Genomic DNA, 14,220 nt, shown 5'->3' on the forward strand with positions numbered 1-14,220 from the left:
GAGTCGTTCTCTAGCGTTTGAGCTGGACGTTTGAAAAGTCGACGGTGCGCACGAGCGTCTGGCCGGCGTAGCCGAGCACGGCCACGGGGAAATGCGTGGTCCTCGAGATCTCGACGACTTCACGCGTCAGTCCGGTGTCGTTGGCCGATTGCGACGGGATCAGCGTGACCGTGTCCGTCGCGATGCCGCTGATCGTCGGTCCAGGCTTCTGAGTGATCGGCCCTGCCGTCCGCAGCCCGTGGGCGAGGATGGCGCTGAAGCTCAACTGATCGATCGACGCACCGCGGATCGTCGTCACCTGAGGATCGTGAAGCGGGAATGTCCGTTTGAACATCGCCGTGAGACCGGTACCCATATGGGCTACCACTGTGCTTCCGCCGCTCCACACGAGCGTGCCGCCGGCATTAGGGCCCCGGATAACGGTCATCGTCGCACTCGAAGGCTTCGTAAAGGTGTAGGTAAAGAACATGTTTTGGATCACGGTCCCCTTCCGCTCGTAGACCGTGTCTGTCGCGCTATATCCTTTGACGCTAGCCCATGCGTTGGTGAACGCGATCCACGCCGGCGGCAAAGTCCGCCCGAGGCCCGCGGACGGCGCAAGCAGCAGCGCCAGCGACCAGAGCGCGATACTTAAGCGGCCGCGACCACCGCAGAACTGACGTCGCGGCGCCATGTCACACTGTTTTTCGGCCCGAGACCAGATTGATGATCAGAACGATAACCGCGATCACCAGCAAGAGGTGGATCAAGCCTCCGCCGAAATGCAGAAGAAAACCCAACAGCCACAAGACGAAGAGAACAACGATGATCGTCCAGAGTAAGTTGCCCATCGCAAACCTCTTTCTACCGTCTCACGTGTTGTTGGAAGCAAATTCGGAATCCTACGCTCCGCGGACCAGGCCCACGTGCGGCGCGTAGCACGCCGGATCCACTAAGGCGTGAACGAACAGCGCCTCTGCGGTGTCTTCCTGTCGGCTTGGGGGATTGTGAGGCTTGCTTTGCACTCGATCCCGAAAGGGGCCGCCGCGCTCGGCTGCGCGCTCATCACGTGTTTCGGTCTGCCCGGCAGCGTGCACGCCGCTGTGTCGCACTCGGCACCGACGCGCTATCTCGTGTTTCAGCTTTTCACGTACGGCGGCCCAAGCCAGGCTCCCCTGCCGCCCGCTCCGGTGATCTCGGAAACCGTCCACGACATCATCAGCGCGATCGGCACAACTGGCGGCGATGTCGACAAGCTCGGTTTCGCGGTCGGACCGCTCACTTTGGACCAATCGGACGGCGCGATACGCCAGCTCATCGAGACGTCGTTCAGTGTAGCAAGAGCCGACAACGTAGCGGTCGCTTTCCACATCGATGATTCGATGTTCTGGCCGAGAGGCTCAGCGCTCGACCGATCCGCCAATCTTGAGTGGCTTGATTGGAACGGCACGCCGAACACGGGAAGGCGGCTGGACTGGGGACCCGCGCCGACAAAGATCGCCCCGCAGCTATGTCTCAATAGCCCCGCGGTCGAAGCCGCGGCTAGAGCGCGAGCGCAGTTCATCGGTGCGCAGATCAAGACCCAGCTCGACAGTCTACGCCGGGACCACAGAGAGCGACTTTTTGCCGGCGTCATCGCGGGCTGGGAAACGCAGATCGGGCAAGACTTCGATACTGGGAGGTATCTCGGGTACTGCGCGTTGACCAACGGGGGGTTCAGTTCCGGCCATCAGCCTGCCGATCCAGATGCCGAGATCAGCAAGGTCGTTCAGGGCTACATCGAGCTTTGGGCCCAGCAGCTGGCTCGCGCCGGCATACCGGCCGACAAGATCTATTCGCAGATCGCCGTGACGGCCGAGACTCCTGCGCCTGGCGAGAGCGGAAGCATCTCGTATGACAAGATGACGCACTTCGCGCCGCCTTCCGTCGCGTTTGGCGAGCATTATCTCCCCGGCTTTAGCACGTATCCTGAGCCCGGCACGTTTGAACTGATTTACAGCGAGGTCGCCGCGCATGGGAATCCAGCCTGGATCTCGGCGGAAGGCACAAACGTCGTACCGACCGGTATGCCGGGCGAGCCGACGATGGAGACGTACTTGGGGAAGATGTACAACCACGGCGCCGTCCTGGTCAATATCTTCTCATGGGGAATCGGCGGCAAGGCCAATGCGAACAATTTCTTCCGCGTGGCGACCGAAAACGCAGAAGCGATCTCGGCCTACCGCAAATTCCTCGGCGGTGAGCAACTCGTGGAATTGCCGCCATCGAAGAACAGCTTCTCGCCGCTGGCTCTCCAACAAAAAATCCGTGAGATCCAGCAAGAGCTACCCAGCTGGGTCCAGGCGAACGGCCCCACGAAAGTTGCGCCCCTCATGCAGCAGCTTGACGGGCTGTTAAAGGCTCAGCAGTTCCTCGCAGCCGATCACGTCGCCGACAAGATCCTTCAAATACTCCAAACTCAGTAACTGCCTAACGACGGGACCGAGCGCACTGCATCGCGCCATCGGGCTTCGCCCAGCGGCAGCGTCGGCGCTTGTCCTTCATGCCTGCGCTTTCGCCCGGGTTGACTCCAAGGACTCCTTGGTCTATAATCGCCTCTACTTCAATGTCGACCGATACGGCCGCGCAAGTCTCACCGGTCGAGACGCGCGAAGAGCTGCTCTACCTGCTCACCAGGGCGTCCGAACTCGAGCACGACCTCGCCTGCGTGTATCTCTACGCCGGCTACTCATTGAAGAACCACATCGACGAAGGCGGCCTCAGGCCGGACGAGCTCGAGATCGTGCGCACGTGGAAGCGGAAACTCGCCGGCGTCGCCGTCGAGGAGATGCTCCACCTCGCACAGGTCTCGAACATCATGACTGCGGTCGGTGGCGCGCCGCACTTCGCGCGCTCGAACTTCCCGATGCCGGCCACGACCTATCCGTTCGGCATCGCGCTGACGCTTGAGCCGTTCTCCAAAGCCTTGATCGAGAGGCTCGTGTGCTACGAGCTGCCGGAGAAGGGCGTGCTACCGGATGATCGCGCCGCCTTCTACGATCAGATCCGCGCCCGCGTGGCGATCGATCACGACCGGGTCGAAGCCATCCGGGTGCAGAACGCGCTCGAGCCCTTCGACATCGACTTCCGGACGGTCGGCGAGTTCTATCATAAGATAGAGAGCGCGTTCCGCTGCATTCCGGAGGATCGGCTGTTCATCGGACCTCCGGAAGCCCAAGCCAATCCCAAGTATCTCGACCTGCCCGGTGAGCTGGTCGAGGTGACGGATGCCGCCTCGGCCGTCCGCGCGATCGATATGATCATCGAGCAGGGAGAGTCGCCCACCAGCGAACATCCGGACGCGCACTTCGTGGTCTTCGACTCGATCCGCAAGGAGTACGAGGAGCTGTGCGCGCGTGCGCAAGCCGACGGCAGGGTCTTCGATCCGGTTCGCCCGCTGATCAGCAATCCGGCGACCCGCGGCTACGCCGACGCTCCAGGCTCGAACCGCATCACCGATGCGAACGCTCAAGAGCTCGCAGAGCTGTTCAACGGGACGTATGACCTGATGCTCATGATGCTCTTGCGGTTCTTCGCGCACGAAGGCGAGACGGAAGAGCAATTCCGGCTGCTCGCGCGCGGCACGCTGCGCATCATGGCGTCGGTGCTGCGACCGCTTGGCGAGGCGCTCGCGAAGACGCCTGCGGGTCCTCAGTATCCCGGCAAGACGGCGGGTCCGGGATTCGGGTTCAACCGCAGCGTCCATCTGCTCGCGCATCGCCAATCGGCATGGGTCTACTTCCTCGAACGCCTCTACGATCTCGCATCGCGCTTGACGCAGCTGTCGGACGACGCGGCGATGCCTCCCGAGGTCCAAGAAGCGGCGGCCGCGCTCGAATCGGTGGCCGAGCATCTGACGCCCTTCATCCCGGAGAAGTTCGCCCAGACGATCCGCGACAATGCCGCCGAGCGCAACGCCCGCACCACCATTCGCCCCGAGCTGAACGGTCCACTGATCGTCCGCAACCTGCGCAAGCTCACTAATTCTACAGGGGAAACTTTGGCGACCCGGCCGATCGTGGCGCTGTGCCGCTGCGGCGGCTCGAATCTCAAGCCGTATTGCGACGGCACGCATGCGCGTAACAGTTTCGCGAGCGCGAAATCAGCTGACCGGGCGCAGGACCGCCTGGACAGCTACGAGGGCAACGGCATCACGGTGCGCGACAACCGCGGCACGTGTTGCCACTTCGGGAATTGCACTGACCGTTTGCCCGAGGTGTTTCACCACTCAGGCGATCCGTTCGTGACCGCCGGAGGAGCGGACGCCGACACGATCGAGCGCATCGTGCGGCAGTGTCCGTCAGGCGCCTTGGGCTTCGTCCGCGATGGGAGGCTCTACCAGGGCGAAGAGCGCGAGCCTGAGATCTACGTCGCGAACAACGCCAGCTATTACGTCCGCGGCGGCATCGAGCTCGACGGCGAGCTGCTGAACGAAGGCGCCAATCGCGAGCACTACGCGCTGTGCCGGTGCGGCCATTCGAAGAACAAGCCGTTCTGCGACGGGACGCATTGGTGGATCAAGTTCAACGACCCCGACAACTAGAAGGATAGGGGTGGTGGAGATGAGGGGACTCGAACCCCTGACCCCTTACATGCGAAGCAAGTGCTCTACCAGCTGAGCTACATCCCCACGGGGTCCGAAGCGGTAGTATAGCATACGCTGGAAGGGCCGGGCAATCCCGGTGCTGGTCCCATGTCTTCACGATTTCTTCTCACGATTGCTCCTTGGTGCGATGTACGGTTGTCATGGCTGCCTCGTCAGCCGACAAAGGTGTCATAATGAAACCCCGCATCTTGATCCTCGGAGCCGGCTTCGCCGGACACACGGCCGCCTTGCATCTCTCAACGCTGGTGCGCAACACCGCGGATGTCACCGTCGTCTCGCCGCGCAACCGGTTCACATGGTTTCCCAGTCTGATCTGGGTCGCCACCGGCACCATGTCGCCGGACGAGGTCCACTTCGAGCTCGCGCCGGTGTATGAGAAGATCGGCAGCGCTTATGTCGATGGTCGCGCGACCACGATCAAGCCGGACGACCGGCAAGTCCTTGTCACGACTGCGTCCGGAGAAGAGCGCACGCTGGGCTACGATTTCCTGCTCAACGCCACCGGACCGTATCTGAACTTCGAAGGCACGCCCGGCCTCGGCCCGGCGACCGGCAATACGACGAGCGTGTGCTCGGTCGAGCACGCGATCGAGGCGCGCGACAAGTACCTCGCGATCGTGCGCGATCTCAAAGCCGGCAAGCGCCGGCGCATCGTGGTCGGCGTCGGCCATCCTGCGGCGACCTGCGAGGGCGCGGCGTTCGAGTACCTCATGAACGTCGACGCGGACCTGCGCGCGCGCGGACTGCGCGACAATGCCGAACTCGTCTGGATCACCAACGAGCCGGAACCTGGGGACTTCGGCGTCGACGGCATCGAAGCGGTCAAGCGCGGAATCCTGGTGACCGGCGCCAGCCTCGTGCGCATGCTGCTCGATGAATCGCGCATCACCGCAAAGGTGGCGGCGGGCGTCACCAAGGTCGACCCCGGCGTGTTGCACTACGAGCAGATCGGCGAAGATCCGGGCACGATCGAGTACGATCTGGCGATGTTGATTCCGCAGTTCCGAGGCATCCCGGTCAAGTACGTCGCGGGAGACGGCAGCGATATCAGCGAGAAGATGACCCTGCCCAACGGCTTCATGCGCGTGGACGCCGACTACACGCCTCGCCAATATGCCGACTATCGCGCCGAGGACTGGCCGGCGACATACGTGTCACCGCACTACGACAACGTGTACGCCGCCGGCATCGCGTTCGCACCGCCCCACCCGATGTCGAAAGGAAAGAAAGCGTCCAGCGGGCTGGCCATCACCGCTACGCCGCCACGCACCGGGATGGTGTCCGGCATCATGGGGCGCACGGTGGCAGAGAACATCGCCGACCAGGTCGCCGGCAAGCCGGCCACCCATCACGCCCGCATGTCGGAGATACCGGGCGCATGCATCGCATCGATGGGCAGTTCGATCTGGAACGGTTCTGCGGCATCGATCATAATGACGCCGGTCGCGCGGGACTATCAGCGCTATCCCGACCGCGGCCGCGACCTATCGTTGTGCGACCTCGACGTCGGCCTCGCCGGCGCGTGGACCAAACGGGCCCTGCACTCCGCGTTCTTGTGGAAGCTGCAGGCCAAGCCGGGCTGGCAGCTCATTCCCGAATAGGAGGTCCGGAGATGGGACGTTTCTGGCGGCAGTTCTGGCCCTTCCAGGCGTGGCGATTTCTGGTCATCAACACGAAGATGTTCCTCATCGCCAAAGGCATAGTCGGTCCTCACCACACCTGAAGGCGGGGCGCTAGGGGCTTGGACTGGGCTGGACTATCGCGATGTGGGTCACGCCCTCGATCAATCGTCCGCTCTTCGCGTCGCCTTGCACCACGAGCGTCGCGGCACCCGCTTTTACGGGCTTTCCGTTGACCAGATATGCGAGCAACACGGTCTTGCCTTCGAAGTCCTTTTCGAATTCGGGGAATGCGACGATCGCGAACTGCCCGGACACTCCTGAGATAAGCGCATAGGCGCTCGGCGAGGAGCCGGGGCCACCGGTCACGTTCGGCTGCGCGAGATCGATGACGGCGGCGAGCGGCGCGCCGGTCACGGTCAAGACGCCGTGGCCTGACATGCGCAGCGTGAGCGACGTGGACCGCATATGCTGGAGCTGATCGAGCGTGATATATGCCGGTTTCGCGACCGCGCCATCGATGAGGATGAACGTGCCCGGCGGCGGCAGCGCGGGAGTCTGCGCCGTCGTCGGATGAGAGGCCGGCGACCCCATGACCGGAGCCGGCGTGGGAGGCACGGCCGCCGACGGCGTGACTGGGTGCGCCGTCGCGACACCGGGCGACGGCAGCGCCGGCAGCGTCGTCACCGAAACGACCGGCGTCGGAGCGGGCGGGTTTGCCGCGCGCGACGACGTGCCGCCGGCGGCAAGCGCCAGCACCGCGGCGCACAGCGCTGCGAAAAAGAACGGCGCGAACTTGTTCATGCTTCATCCCCCGAAGATGCTGAAGTAATGGCGTATTCGAAGCCGGTCGCCTGGAGCCATCTTGTCACGACGAAACGCGCGCGCTCGGCGCAATCGGTGTGGTTGGCCTCGATCAACTCGTAGGTCTTTGGGTCGCGCGCTTCGTCGTAGAGCTGCCTGACTGCTGACGGCGCGACGAGCGCGTCCTTTGAACCGGCAACGAACAGGATCGGACGCGGCGAGAGCTCGCCGATCTGTGCAGTGAACGCGTCCATCGCCGCGCTGATCTCCACGGGCCCGACGCCATCGACGTACGCGCGCCGGTTGAGCAGTCCGCTCACCAATCCGTCGCCCTCGAGCTTGCGTTCGCGGTGCCGGGCGGTGCTGATCGCGATGACTCCCTCGACCGCACGGTCCTGGAGCGCGGCGCCGATCGCGGTCGCCGCTCCCATGCTGTGGCCGCCGATGACGATGCGGCGAACGAGCGGGTGCGCGCGCGCGAACGCGATCGCGTCGAGCGCGTTGGCGACCAAGTCGTCTGCGTGCGCAAGCGGCCGCGAGCTCGCGCCGAGCTTATGGCCGAGGAAGTCGAATGCGAGCGCGATGTAGCCCTGCGCCGCGAGGTGATACGCGAGCAGATCGACGTTGTGCTTGCCCGCCGAGTAGCCGTGGCAGAGCACGACGCACGTCGCCGGCCGGCCGCTGTGATAGAACAGACCGCGCACGGTGCCGCCGGCGCTGGGGAACTCCACAGGATCGATCGCGATGTGCGAGAGATCGCGGATGCGTATCGTCACAGCAGCGTCTTCAGTTCGATCGAGCCGCTGTGCTGCTTGCCGCCTCGCTCGTAGGTCAGCACAACCGTCGTCCCCGCCGGACCCGCGAGCAACGCGCGCACGACATCGAGATCAGCAGCAGCCTGGCCGTTCACCGCCACGATCCGATCGCCGGGCTGCAACGCGATCTGGCCTGCCGGAGATTCTGGCAGAACGCTCTTGACCGTCACCGCGCCGCCGCGCAAGATGAGCCACGCGCCGCTGCGATCGTATGTGAAGCGGCGCGCATCCGGCACGGGGGTCAGCGTGAGTTGCCCGACCGGCTCGTCGAACAACAGGCTGAAATCGTCCAGAAACCCGTTGCCCAGATACCCGGTCGCCGCCGTGCGGTTGTCTGCGGCGAAGACGCCCACCAGCGGGCGGTCGAGCACGATCATACCGAGCGAGAGCGATGCCGCGCGCCCCGTCACGCCGGACAGCTGGCCGCTCGGCAGCCAACGTCGCAACTCCGGGACCGAAGCCACGAATACGAGCTTGTTCGACTCGACGAAGTCCGACGAAACGTCCGCTTCGGCGTCTGAGCCGGTGTCGGCGACCAGTGCGGCGCTTGCGCCGCCGTTGAAGCGCACGTCCATCTGGGGTTGCCCTTTGACCATCCGCAGCGGAAAGGTGCGGGCGTTTGACGGCGGGCTCGCGCCAGCAGCGGCCTGGGCGTCGCGCAAGACGGTGATGGAACAGGGCCGATAGTCGATGCGCACCGCGTAGCGCGAAAATAGCTCCTGCCCGAGCACCCCGTCCGCCGCTTTGCCGAGATACATAAGAGAGCCCGCGGAGACGCGCGTTACGCCGGCTCTGAGCCTATTGAAACGCAACTCGCCGATCTGCAGCGTGCTCAGGTTGATCGGCACGTCTTTGGACGGCGCCGCGGCCGGATCGATCGTCGAGAACGGCGCGGATGAGTCGAGCAAGAACGTCTCGGGCTTCCCGTCGACCACCACGCTGACGAAGATGCGGTCTCCGTGCAGATCGCAGGGCACGGTGAACGAGCTGGAACCCGAGAGCCAGAGCGCCGGCGGCACAGGCGCCGGCGAGAAGCCTGTTGGGCTTGCGAAGGGCGCAGTAGTTTGGGTGATGCCGTGCGCGTCATCCGGACGCGAGATCGGATTGGGCAATGCGGTCTGAACAGGCGTCGGACTCGAAGGCGTCGGCGCTAGCTGCGGCACGAAGGACGGCGCCGCCCCATCGCCGGCGGCGGGAAGCGGGCCGAGCGACGTGAGGGCGACGATGCCGATGATCGCGATGGCCAGGGCCGCGCCGATGATGCGGAGCACGACGCTCCGGTTCGCCGCTCAACCGGCCAATCCCAGCGCTCCTAGGGGCACGGTGCGATCGTGATGTTACCTTCGCGGCTATTGACGATGACCTGCGCGCCGCCGCCGCCGACCGTCTCCGAGAGGCCATGCGGGCCTGAAAAGCTGACGTTTGCTACCGAAGGATCGAGCATGTTCACGACCGTGCCTCCCAAACTCGTCGCGACGATGCTTGCGCCGAAGCCGCCGCACACGTGGATGCGCGCCGAGCCCGAGCCCAGATTCACGCGATACGGGCCAGTGCTGACGCCGCTGACCGTCCATTCGATATCGCCGCTTTGCGAGAAGAACTGGGCGCGCTCCAGCTGGGGCCCGGACCAGATCGCTATGCGCCCGGCGCCGGTGACGACGCCGATGTTGCCCTGCGGATTGCGCACCTCGACGTTGCCCTGTGTCTGCACCCAGCCCATGCCCGCCACCGAGCGCAACGTCACGTCGTTCTCACCGATGATGATGTACGGTCCGCGCGTACGCTCCATCAGCACCGGGCTCGCGCCGGCCTGCACGTACATGAGCTCCATCCGATTGGGCACGCCGACCTCGAGATCGCTGCCTGGGTTGGTGATCGAGACGCCGTGCGGACCCTCGCGCAAGGGCAGCGCGCGCGGCGTGCAGCCGCCGGACTGTTGCTCGAACGTGCGCGAGCCATGGCGCGGATTGAACGCCTGCGGACGCGGCACGCAAAACGTTCCCATCGTTTGCGGGTTGACGTTGAAACGGTTCATCTGCACGCCGGGCGTGTTGCCGGGCACGCGGACCAGCCCGTCGGGCTCGCCAGAGTGGATCGTGATCTTGCCGCCGGTCGACTTGATCACCGTGACCGGCGCGCCGTCGTTGAGCTGCGCCAGGTCGGCCTTGGCCGACAAGACGATGAACAGCGGTGCGGCCAACGCGCCCAGCGCGATGGCGGCGAAATTGATGCGTCTCATGATGGTCGAGCTGAAAAAGCGGGTGCCTCCACCCTTGACCTTACCGTCAGGCGGGCCGCAGCGCATGAGACCGGCGTGAACCGGCCGTGAGGGCACCGTGAGAGGCTGGCGCAGGCCCATCACGCATCGCCGTCCCCGGCGAGCGTCAGCGCCGGCAGCGTGACCGAGATCGTCGTACCCGAGCCGATGGTGCTCGCGACCGCGATATCGCCGCCGTGGGCGCGCACGATGCTGCGCACCACCGCAAGCCCGAGTCCGGTGCCCTCGACCGATCGCGAATGGGCCGGGTCGGCGCGATAGAAGCGCTCGAAGATGTGCGGCAGAGAATCGGCGGGGATGCCAGGGCCCGTGTCCGCGACGTCGATGCGCGCGTGCGAGTTCTCGGCGCCCGTCGAAATCGTCACGCCGCCGGCGCTGGTGAACTTGATCGCGTTCTCGGTGAGATTCAACACCAGCTGGCGCAGCAGCCCCGGCTCGCCCAGCACGTAGGCGTCGCCGTCGTACTTAGTGTCGAGCGTCAAGCCTTTTTCCGCCGCGCGCTGACGCAGGGACGCGGCCACGTCGTTGACGATCGCGCGCAAGTTCAGGGGTTCGACGGCCAGCGTCGTACCGGTATCGGTCTTGGCCAGCGTCAGCATCGCATTGATGACGCGCGCCATCTGCGTGCTCTCGCTGCGGATGGCGGCGAGCGCATCTCGGCGCACCTGCTCGTCGCGATCGCCCCAACGCTCGAGCATCTGCGCGTTGGCGTTGATGACGGTCAGCGGCGTCTTGAGCTCGTGCGAGGCGTCCGAGATGAAACGCCGCTCGCGTGCGAACGCGGCTTCGAGGCGCGCGAGCATGTCGTCGAACTGCTGCGCAAGCCGGCCCAACTCGTCGCGCCGGCCTTGCCAGTTCAAGCGCTTGGCCAGATCCGTGCCGCCGATCTCCTGGACGGACTGCGAGATCTCATTGATCGGCCCGATCGCCGCGCGCGAAAGCCACACGCCGGACGCGATGATGAGCGCGACCGCGCCGAAGAAGCTCAGGATCAGAAAGGTAGCGAACGAGCCGAGCGTCTGATTGACGCTGAGCAGCGACTGCGCGACATACACCGTCGCGACCGGGCGGCCGTTATCGCTCACCACGTGCCAGTGCGCGAGCACCGGCCCGAGCGCGGTCTTGGCCGTGCCCCAATCGCCGGCCGCGATGCCCTCCATATGCCAGCGCCGATAACCGGTTGTCGGCAGATCGGCGTCGGCGAGATTACTGCTGCCGCCGATGCGCGCGCCGCTCGGGTTGAAGGCTTCGACGTACAGGCCTGGACCGGCAAACGCGTTCAGCTCGCTCTCTTGCGAAAGCAGTTCGACGACCGATGCGGAGCCGAAGAGCGGGTTGCCGGCGCGCGCATACGATTGCAGCGCCATCGACGCTCCCTCGACGCGTTGCGCTGCCGAGAGATACAACACGCGATACGCGCCGAGCATCACGACGACGGCGAACACCAGAAGCAGCACGGCGACGGCCGCGACGTACCAGACGGTCAGGCGCCAGCGCAGGCTTTCGAAGAACGGCGGCCTGCTCGCGCCCTCAGGCGCGGAGGGCGTAGCCGACACCCCGGATGGTCTGGATGAGCTTTTCATCGCTCGCGTCGTCGACTTTGTTGCGCAAGTAGCGGATGTAGACGTCGATCAGGTTCGATTCGCCCAGGAAATCCGAACCCCACACGCTGTTGAAGATCTCGTCGCGCGTGTGCACCTTGTTCGGATACATCATGAGGAATTCCAGCAGCGAGAACTCCTTGGCGGTCAGGCTGACGGCGCGTCCGTTGCGCGACACCTCGTGCGTGTCGCGGTTGAGCACAAGATCCTTGATCTCGAGCACGCGCTCGCCGGGTTCGCGCTCGCGCAGCTGCACGCGGATGCGCGCGAGCAGCTCCTCGATCGAGAACGGCTTGGCGAGATAGTCGTTGGCGCCCGTGTCCAGCCCGGTGACGCGATCGGGCACCGCATCTTTGGCGGTGAGCATGATGATCGGCACGGAAGAATGGCGCCGGACGCGCCGGCAGACCTCAAGGCCGTCGATGCGCGGCAGCAGCAGATCGAGGATGATCAGATCGGGACCTTTGAGCGCGCGCTCGATCGCGCTTGCGCCATCGCCGCAGACCTCGACCTCAAAGCCTTCATGCTCGAGCTCGAGACGCAGGACTTTGGCGATTTGGACGTCGTCCTCGACGACGAGGATCTTGCGCTTGGCCTGGTCGGCCGCGTGCGAAGGTAAGGATGAATGCGACATCGGTGCGGTGCTCCTGTCGTGTCCAGCGACTGGTGGTTAGCACTGCGACTCTCACATGCGTCGCCAGCTATAGTACGAGCATACTGCGGCAGCCGCGCATGCCACATTAAGCGGCCGTGAGAGCCTGCCTGCCTGCTCTGCCGGGAGCCGTCCAGGGCCGGCCGGAATGGGCCTGCCATGGCCACATTCGCGGCGATCGAGCTGGATGACTCGGTGCGCCAGGCGGCCCTCCGCGCGATCGAAGGGCTCGCCGCTGCCGGTGTTCCCGTGCGTTTCGAGCGCCCCGAGAAGCTGCACGTGACGCTCGCCTACCTCGGCGCCATTGAGGCGCCGCGCATCGAGGGGTTCGTCGGCGCTCTGAGCGCCGCGGCGGCGCATTGCTCGCCGTTCGAGATCGTGTTCGACCGCGTCGGCCCGTTTCCGGACGAGCGCCGGGCTCGCATCCTGGCGCTCGCCTGTTCGCAGACTCAACCGGGATTCGACGCCTGCGCCGCGACCGTCCGCGCGGAGTTCGAGAAGCTCGGCGCGCACTTCGATCAGCCGGCTCTCCCGCACATCACGCTGGCCAGGGCGAAACAGCCGCTGCGACCCCTGCAGCGCATCGAACAGCCGCCGCGCTGCGTTCTTGCAGTGCGCGAGCTCGCGCTCTTCGAAAGCATCCAGGAGGGTCCGACCACACGCTATGAGCGACGGTCCGTCGCCCGCCTTTCGGTCGAATAAATTCGACCGCTCCAGTCGGATAGATTCGACCGCCCCATGAGTCCCATGAGGAGACCGCACATGCGCCTTTTGCTATCGCCGGTCGCTCTGCTGATCGCCGGCGTCCTGGCCGCTGCACCGGCGGCGGCTGATACCACGCCGCCATCGCATGACATGAACTCGATGATGATGATGATGATGGCGCACCACATGACCAGCATTTCGGTGCAGGGCACGGGCCTGGTCGACTACACGCCCGACCAAGCGCACGTCACCCTGGGCGTCAACGGCGAAGCACCCAATGCAGCCGCCACCGCGTCAGATATTGCCGGCCGCGCGAACTCTGTCATCGCGGCGCTCAAAGGTTTGGGCATCGCAGATGCTGACATCACGACGAGCGGATACAATCTGTACTACCGTCAGGCGACCGACACTGTCAAAGCGGCGTTCGTCGCGTCCGAGACGATCGGCGTCAAGACGCCGATCGACAAAGCCGGCGCCGCTATCGACGCAGGTATCAAGGCCGGTGCGAACCAGACCTACGGGCTGACGTACGACACGACGCAGCGCGACGCGCTCTACAAGCAGGCCGTGCAGCGCGCGGTCAAGCAAGCGCACGACTTAGCCGAGGTCGCTGCGGCCGCGGCGGGCGTGAAATTGGGTTCGGTCATGACGATCACGGTCGGCAGCGGCATACCGATGCAATCGTATATGCCGATGGTTCGCACGCTCGCGATGACGCCGGCGGCCGCGCCGCCGCCGATCGCGCCGGGCACCGGCGTCATGAGCGCCTCGGTCCAGGTGACCTATTCGATCGCCACCCCGATGCATATGTAGCCGGCGCGAGAAACTTTCGCCTAGCCAGAAGCGTTATAAAGGAAGACGCTGAGCCGCGCAGCGCACCCCGCGCGGCGCAGCGTCCAAATGAAATCGAGGCGGACCACGGTCCGCCTCGAATCATTTTTCCCGCGTTGGGCGCCGCCGTCAGGCGGCCTTATGCTGCTTGGCGAGGGCGATCGCCCAGCCGCGCTCGGTGCGCTTGCGGACGAGATAGCCCTCGGGCGTCCGGTCGAAGACCTCAAAGCCGCTGGCGACTGCTTCGGCGAGTGTGTTGAAGACGAGTATTCCTTGCATGGGCCTTGCTCC

Annotated in this window: 14 protein-coding genes and 1 tRNA gene; 5 read left to right on the forward strand and 10 right to left on the reverse strand. The window is 65.0% G+C overall.

The features are described from left to right. Positions 1-10: 10 nt before the first annotated feature. Positions 11-673 carry a hypothetical protein gene (locus VKF82_10660; GenBank protein ID HME82529.1) on the reverse strand — a complete coding sequence of 221 codons (663 nt, stop codon included), beginning with the start codon at positions 671-673 and terminating at the stop codon, positions 11-13. A gap of 1 nt (position 674) precedes the next feature. After that, entirely contained in the window at positions 675-830 is a 156-nt protein-coding gene (locus VKF82_10665; protein HME82530.1) for a lmo0937 family membrane protein, read from the reverse strand. Positions 831-938: 108 nt separating this feature from the next. Here VKF82_10665 and VKF82_10670 point away from each other — a divergent pair, with 108 nt between their 5' ends. Both VKF82_10670 and VKF82_10675 read left to right on the forward strand, forming a co-directional pair. Next, positions 939-2,444, forward strand: coding sequence for a hypothetical protein (locus VKF82_10670; GenBank protein HME82531.1), 1,506 nt, complete (start codon positions 939-941; stop codon positions 2,442-2,444). A 140-nt stretch (positions 2,445-2,584) separates the two neighbouring features. Then, complete coding sequence (locus VKF82_10675) at positions 2,585-4,561, forward strand: ferritin-like domain-containing protein (GenBank protein HME82532.1); 1,977 nt, start codon at positions 2,585-2,587, stop codon at positions 4,559-4,561. An 11-nt stretch (positions 4,562-4,572) separates the two neighbouring features. Here the strand turns inward: VKF82_10675 and VKF82_10680 are convergent. Next, positions 4,573-4,648 (reverse strand) — tRNA-Ala (locus tag VKF82_10680). 149 nt (positions 4,649-4,797) lie between these two features. Between VKF82_10680 and VKF82_10685 the strand changes: the two genes are divergently transcribed. Continuing rightward, on the forward strand, positions 4,798-6,225 hold the full coding sequence (locus VKF82_10685; protein HME82533.1) for an FAD-dependent oxidoreductase: 1,428 nt from the start codon (positions 4,798-4,800) through the stop codon (positions 6,223-6,225). 132 nt (positions 6,226-6,357) lie between these two features. Here VKF82_10685 and VKF82_10690 read toward each other — a convergent pair whose 3' ends face one another. The 6 genes from VKF82_10690 to VKF82_10715 all read right to left on the reverse strand — a co-directional run bounded on the left by VKF82_10690 (position 6,358) and on the right by VKF82_10715 (position 12,375). Beyond that, positions 6,358-7,047: a hypothetical protein gene (locus VKF82_10690; protein HME82534.1), complete on the reverse strand. Its 690-nt coding sequence runs from the start codon at positions 7,045-7,047 to the stop codon at positions 6,358-6,360. Continuing rightward, the gene (locus VKF82_10695) at positions 7,044-7,823 is read right to left on the reverse strand and encodes an alpha/beta fold hydrolase (protein HME82535.1); all 780 of its coding nucleotides are present in this window, start codon (positions 7,821-7,823) and stop codon (positions 7,044-7,046) included. The genes VKF82_10690 and VKF82_10695 overlap by 4 nt, the downstream gene beginning before the upstream one ends. Then, entirely contained in the window at positions 7,820-9,133 is a 1,314-nt protein-coding gene (locus VKF82_10700) for a PDZ domain-containing protein (protein ID HME82536.1), read from the reverse strand. Before VKF82_10700 ends, VKF82_10695 begins: the two co-directional genes overlap by 4 nt. A gap of 41 nt (positions 9,134-9,174) precedes the next feature. Further along, positions 9,175-10,101: a hypothetical protein gene (locus VKF82_10705; protein ID HME82537.1), complete on the reverse strand. Its 927-nt coding sequence runs from the start codon at positions 10,099-10,101 to the stop codon at positions 9,175-9,177. A gap of 119 nt (positions 10,102-10,220) precedes the next feature. Then, positions 10,221-11,723 carry a HAMP domain-containing sensor histidine kinase gene (locus VKF82_10710; GenBank protein HME82538.1) on the reverse strand — a complete coding sequence of 501 codons (1,503 nt, stop codon included), beginning with the start codon at positions 11,721-11,723 and terminating at the stop codon, positions 10,221-10,223. Then, complete coding sequence (locus VKF82_10715) at positions 11,671-12,375, reverse strand: response regulator transcription factor (GenBank protein ID HME82539.1); 705 nt, start codon at positions 12,373-12,375, stop codon at positions 11,671-11,673. Before VKF82_10715 ends, VKF82_10710 begins: the two co-directional genes overlap by 53 nt. A gap of 177 nt (positions 12,376-12,552) precedes the next feature. On the opposite strand from VKF82_10715, the gene thpR reads away from it, so the two are divergent. After that, positions 12,553-13,095, forward strand: coding sequence for an RNA 2',3'-cyclic phosphodiesterase (gene thpR, locus VKF82_10720; GenBank protein ID HME82540.1), 543 nt, complete (start codon positions 12,553-12,555; stop codon positions 13,093-13,095). Positions 13,096-13,155: 60 nt separating this feature from the next. Further along, positions 13,156-13,911, forward strand: a complete 756-nt coding sequence (locus tag VKF82_10725) for an SIMPL domain-containing protein (GenBank protein HME82541.1) — start codon at positions 13,156-13,158, stop codon at positions 13,909-13,911. Positions 13,912-14,058: 147 nt separating this feature from the next. Here the strand turns inward: VKF82_10725 and VKF82_10730 are convergent, their stop codons facing one another. Further along, on the reverse strand, positions 14,059-14,208 hold the full coding sequence (locus tag VKF82_10730; protein HME82542.1) for a hypothetical protein: 150 nt from the start codon (positions 14,206-14,208) through the stop codon (positions 14,059-14,061). Between the last annotated feature and the right edge of the window lie 12 nt (positions 14,209-14,220).

Source organism: Candidatus Eremiobacteraceae bacterium, from assembly GCA_035314825.1.
GTDB lineage: Bacteria > Vulcanimicrobiota > Vulcanimicrobiia > Eremiobacterales > Eremiobacteraceae > JAFAHD01.

What these genes read in the sequence shown, in the direction of transcription:
- VKF82_10660 (HME82529.1), bottom strand. Translation starts at nt 673, where the DNA reads ATGGCGCCGCGACGTCAGTTCTGCGGTGGTCGCGGCCGCTTAAGTATC.
- VKF82_10665 (HME82530.1), bottom strand. Translation starts at nt 830, where the DNA reads ATGGGCAACTTACTCTGGACGATCATCGTTGTTCTCTTCGTCTTGTGG.
- VKF82_10675 (HME82532.1), top strand. Translation starts at nt 2,585, where the DNA reads ATGTCGACCGATACGGCCGCGCAAGTCTCACCGGTCGAGACGCGCGAA.
- VKF82_10685 (HME82533.1), top strand. Translation starts at nt 4,798, where the DNA reads ATGAAACCCCGCATCTTGATCCTCGGAGCCGGCTTCGCCGGACACACG.
- VKF82_10690 (HME82534.1), bottom strand. Translation starts at nt 7,047, where the DNA reads ATGAACAAGTTCGCGCCGTTCTTTTTCGCAGCGCTGTGCGCCGCGGTG.
- VKF82_10705 (HME82537.1), bottom strand. Translation starts at nt 10,101, where the DNA reads ATGAGACGCATCAATTTCGCCGCCATCGCGCTGGGCGCGTTGGCCGCA.
- VKF82_10710 (HME82538.1), bottom strand. Translation starts at nt 11,723, where the DNA reads ATGAAAAGCTCATCCAGACCATCCGGGGTGTCGGCTACGCCCTCCGCG.
- VKF82_10715 (HME82539.1), bottom strand. Translation starts at nt 12,375, where the DNA reads ATGTCGCATTCATCCTTACCTTCGCACGCGGCCGACCAGGCCAAGCGC.
- thpR (HME82540.1), top strand. Translation starts at nt 12,553, where the DNA reads ATGGCCACATTCGCGGCGATCGAGCTGGATGACTCGGTGCGCCAGGCG.
- VKF82_10725 (HME82541.1), top strand. Translation starts at nt 13,156, where the DNA reads ATGCGCCTTTTGCTATCGCCGGTCGCTCTGCTGATCGCCGGCGTCCTG.
- VKF82_10730 (HME82542.1), bottom strand. Translation starts at nt 14,208, where the DNA reads ATGCAAGGAATACTCGTCTTCAACACACTCGCCGAAGCAGTCGCCAGC.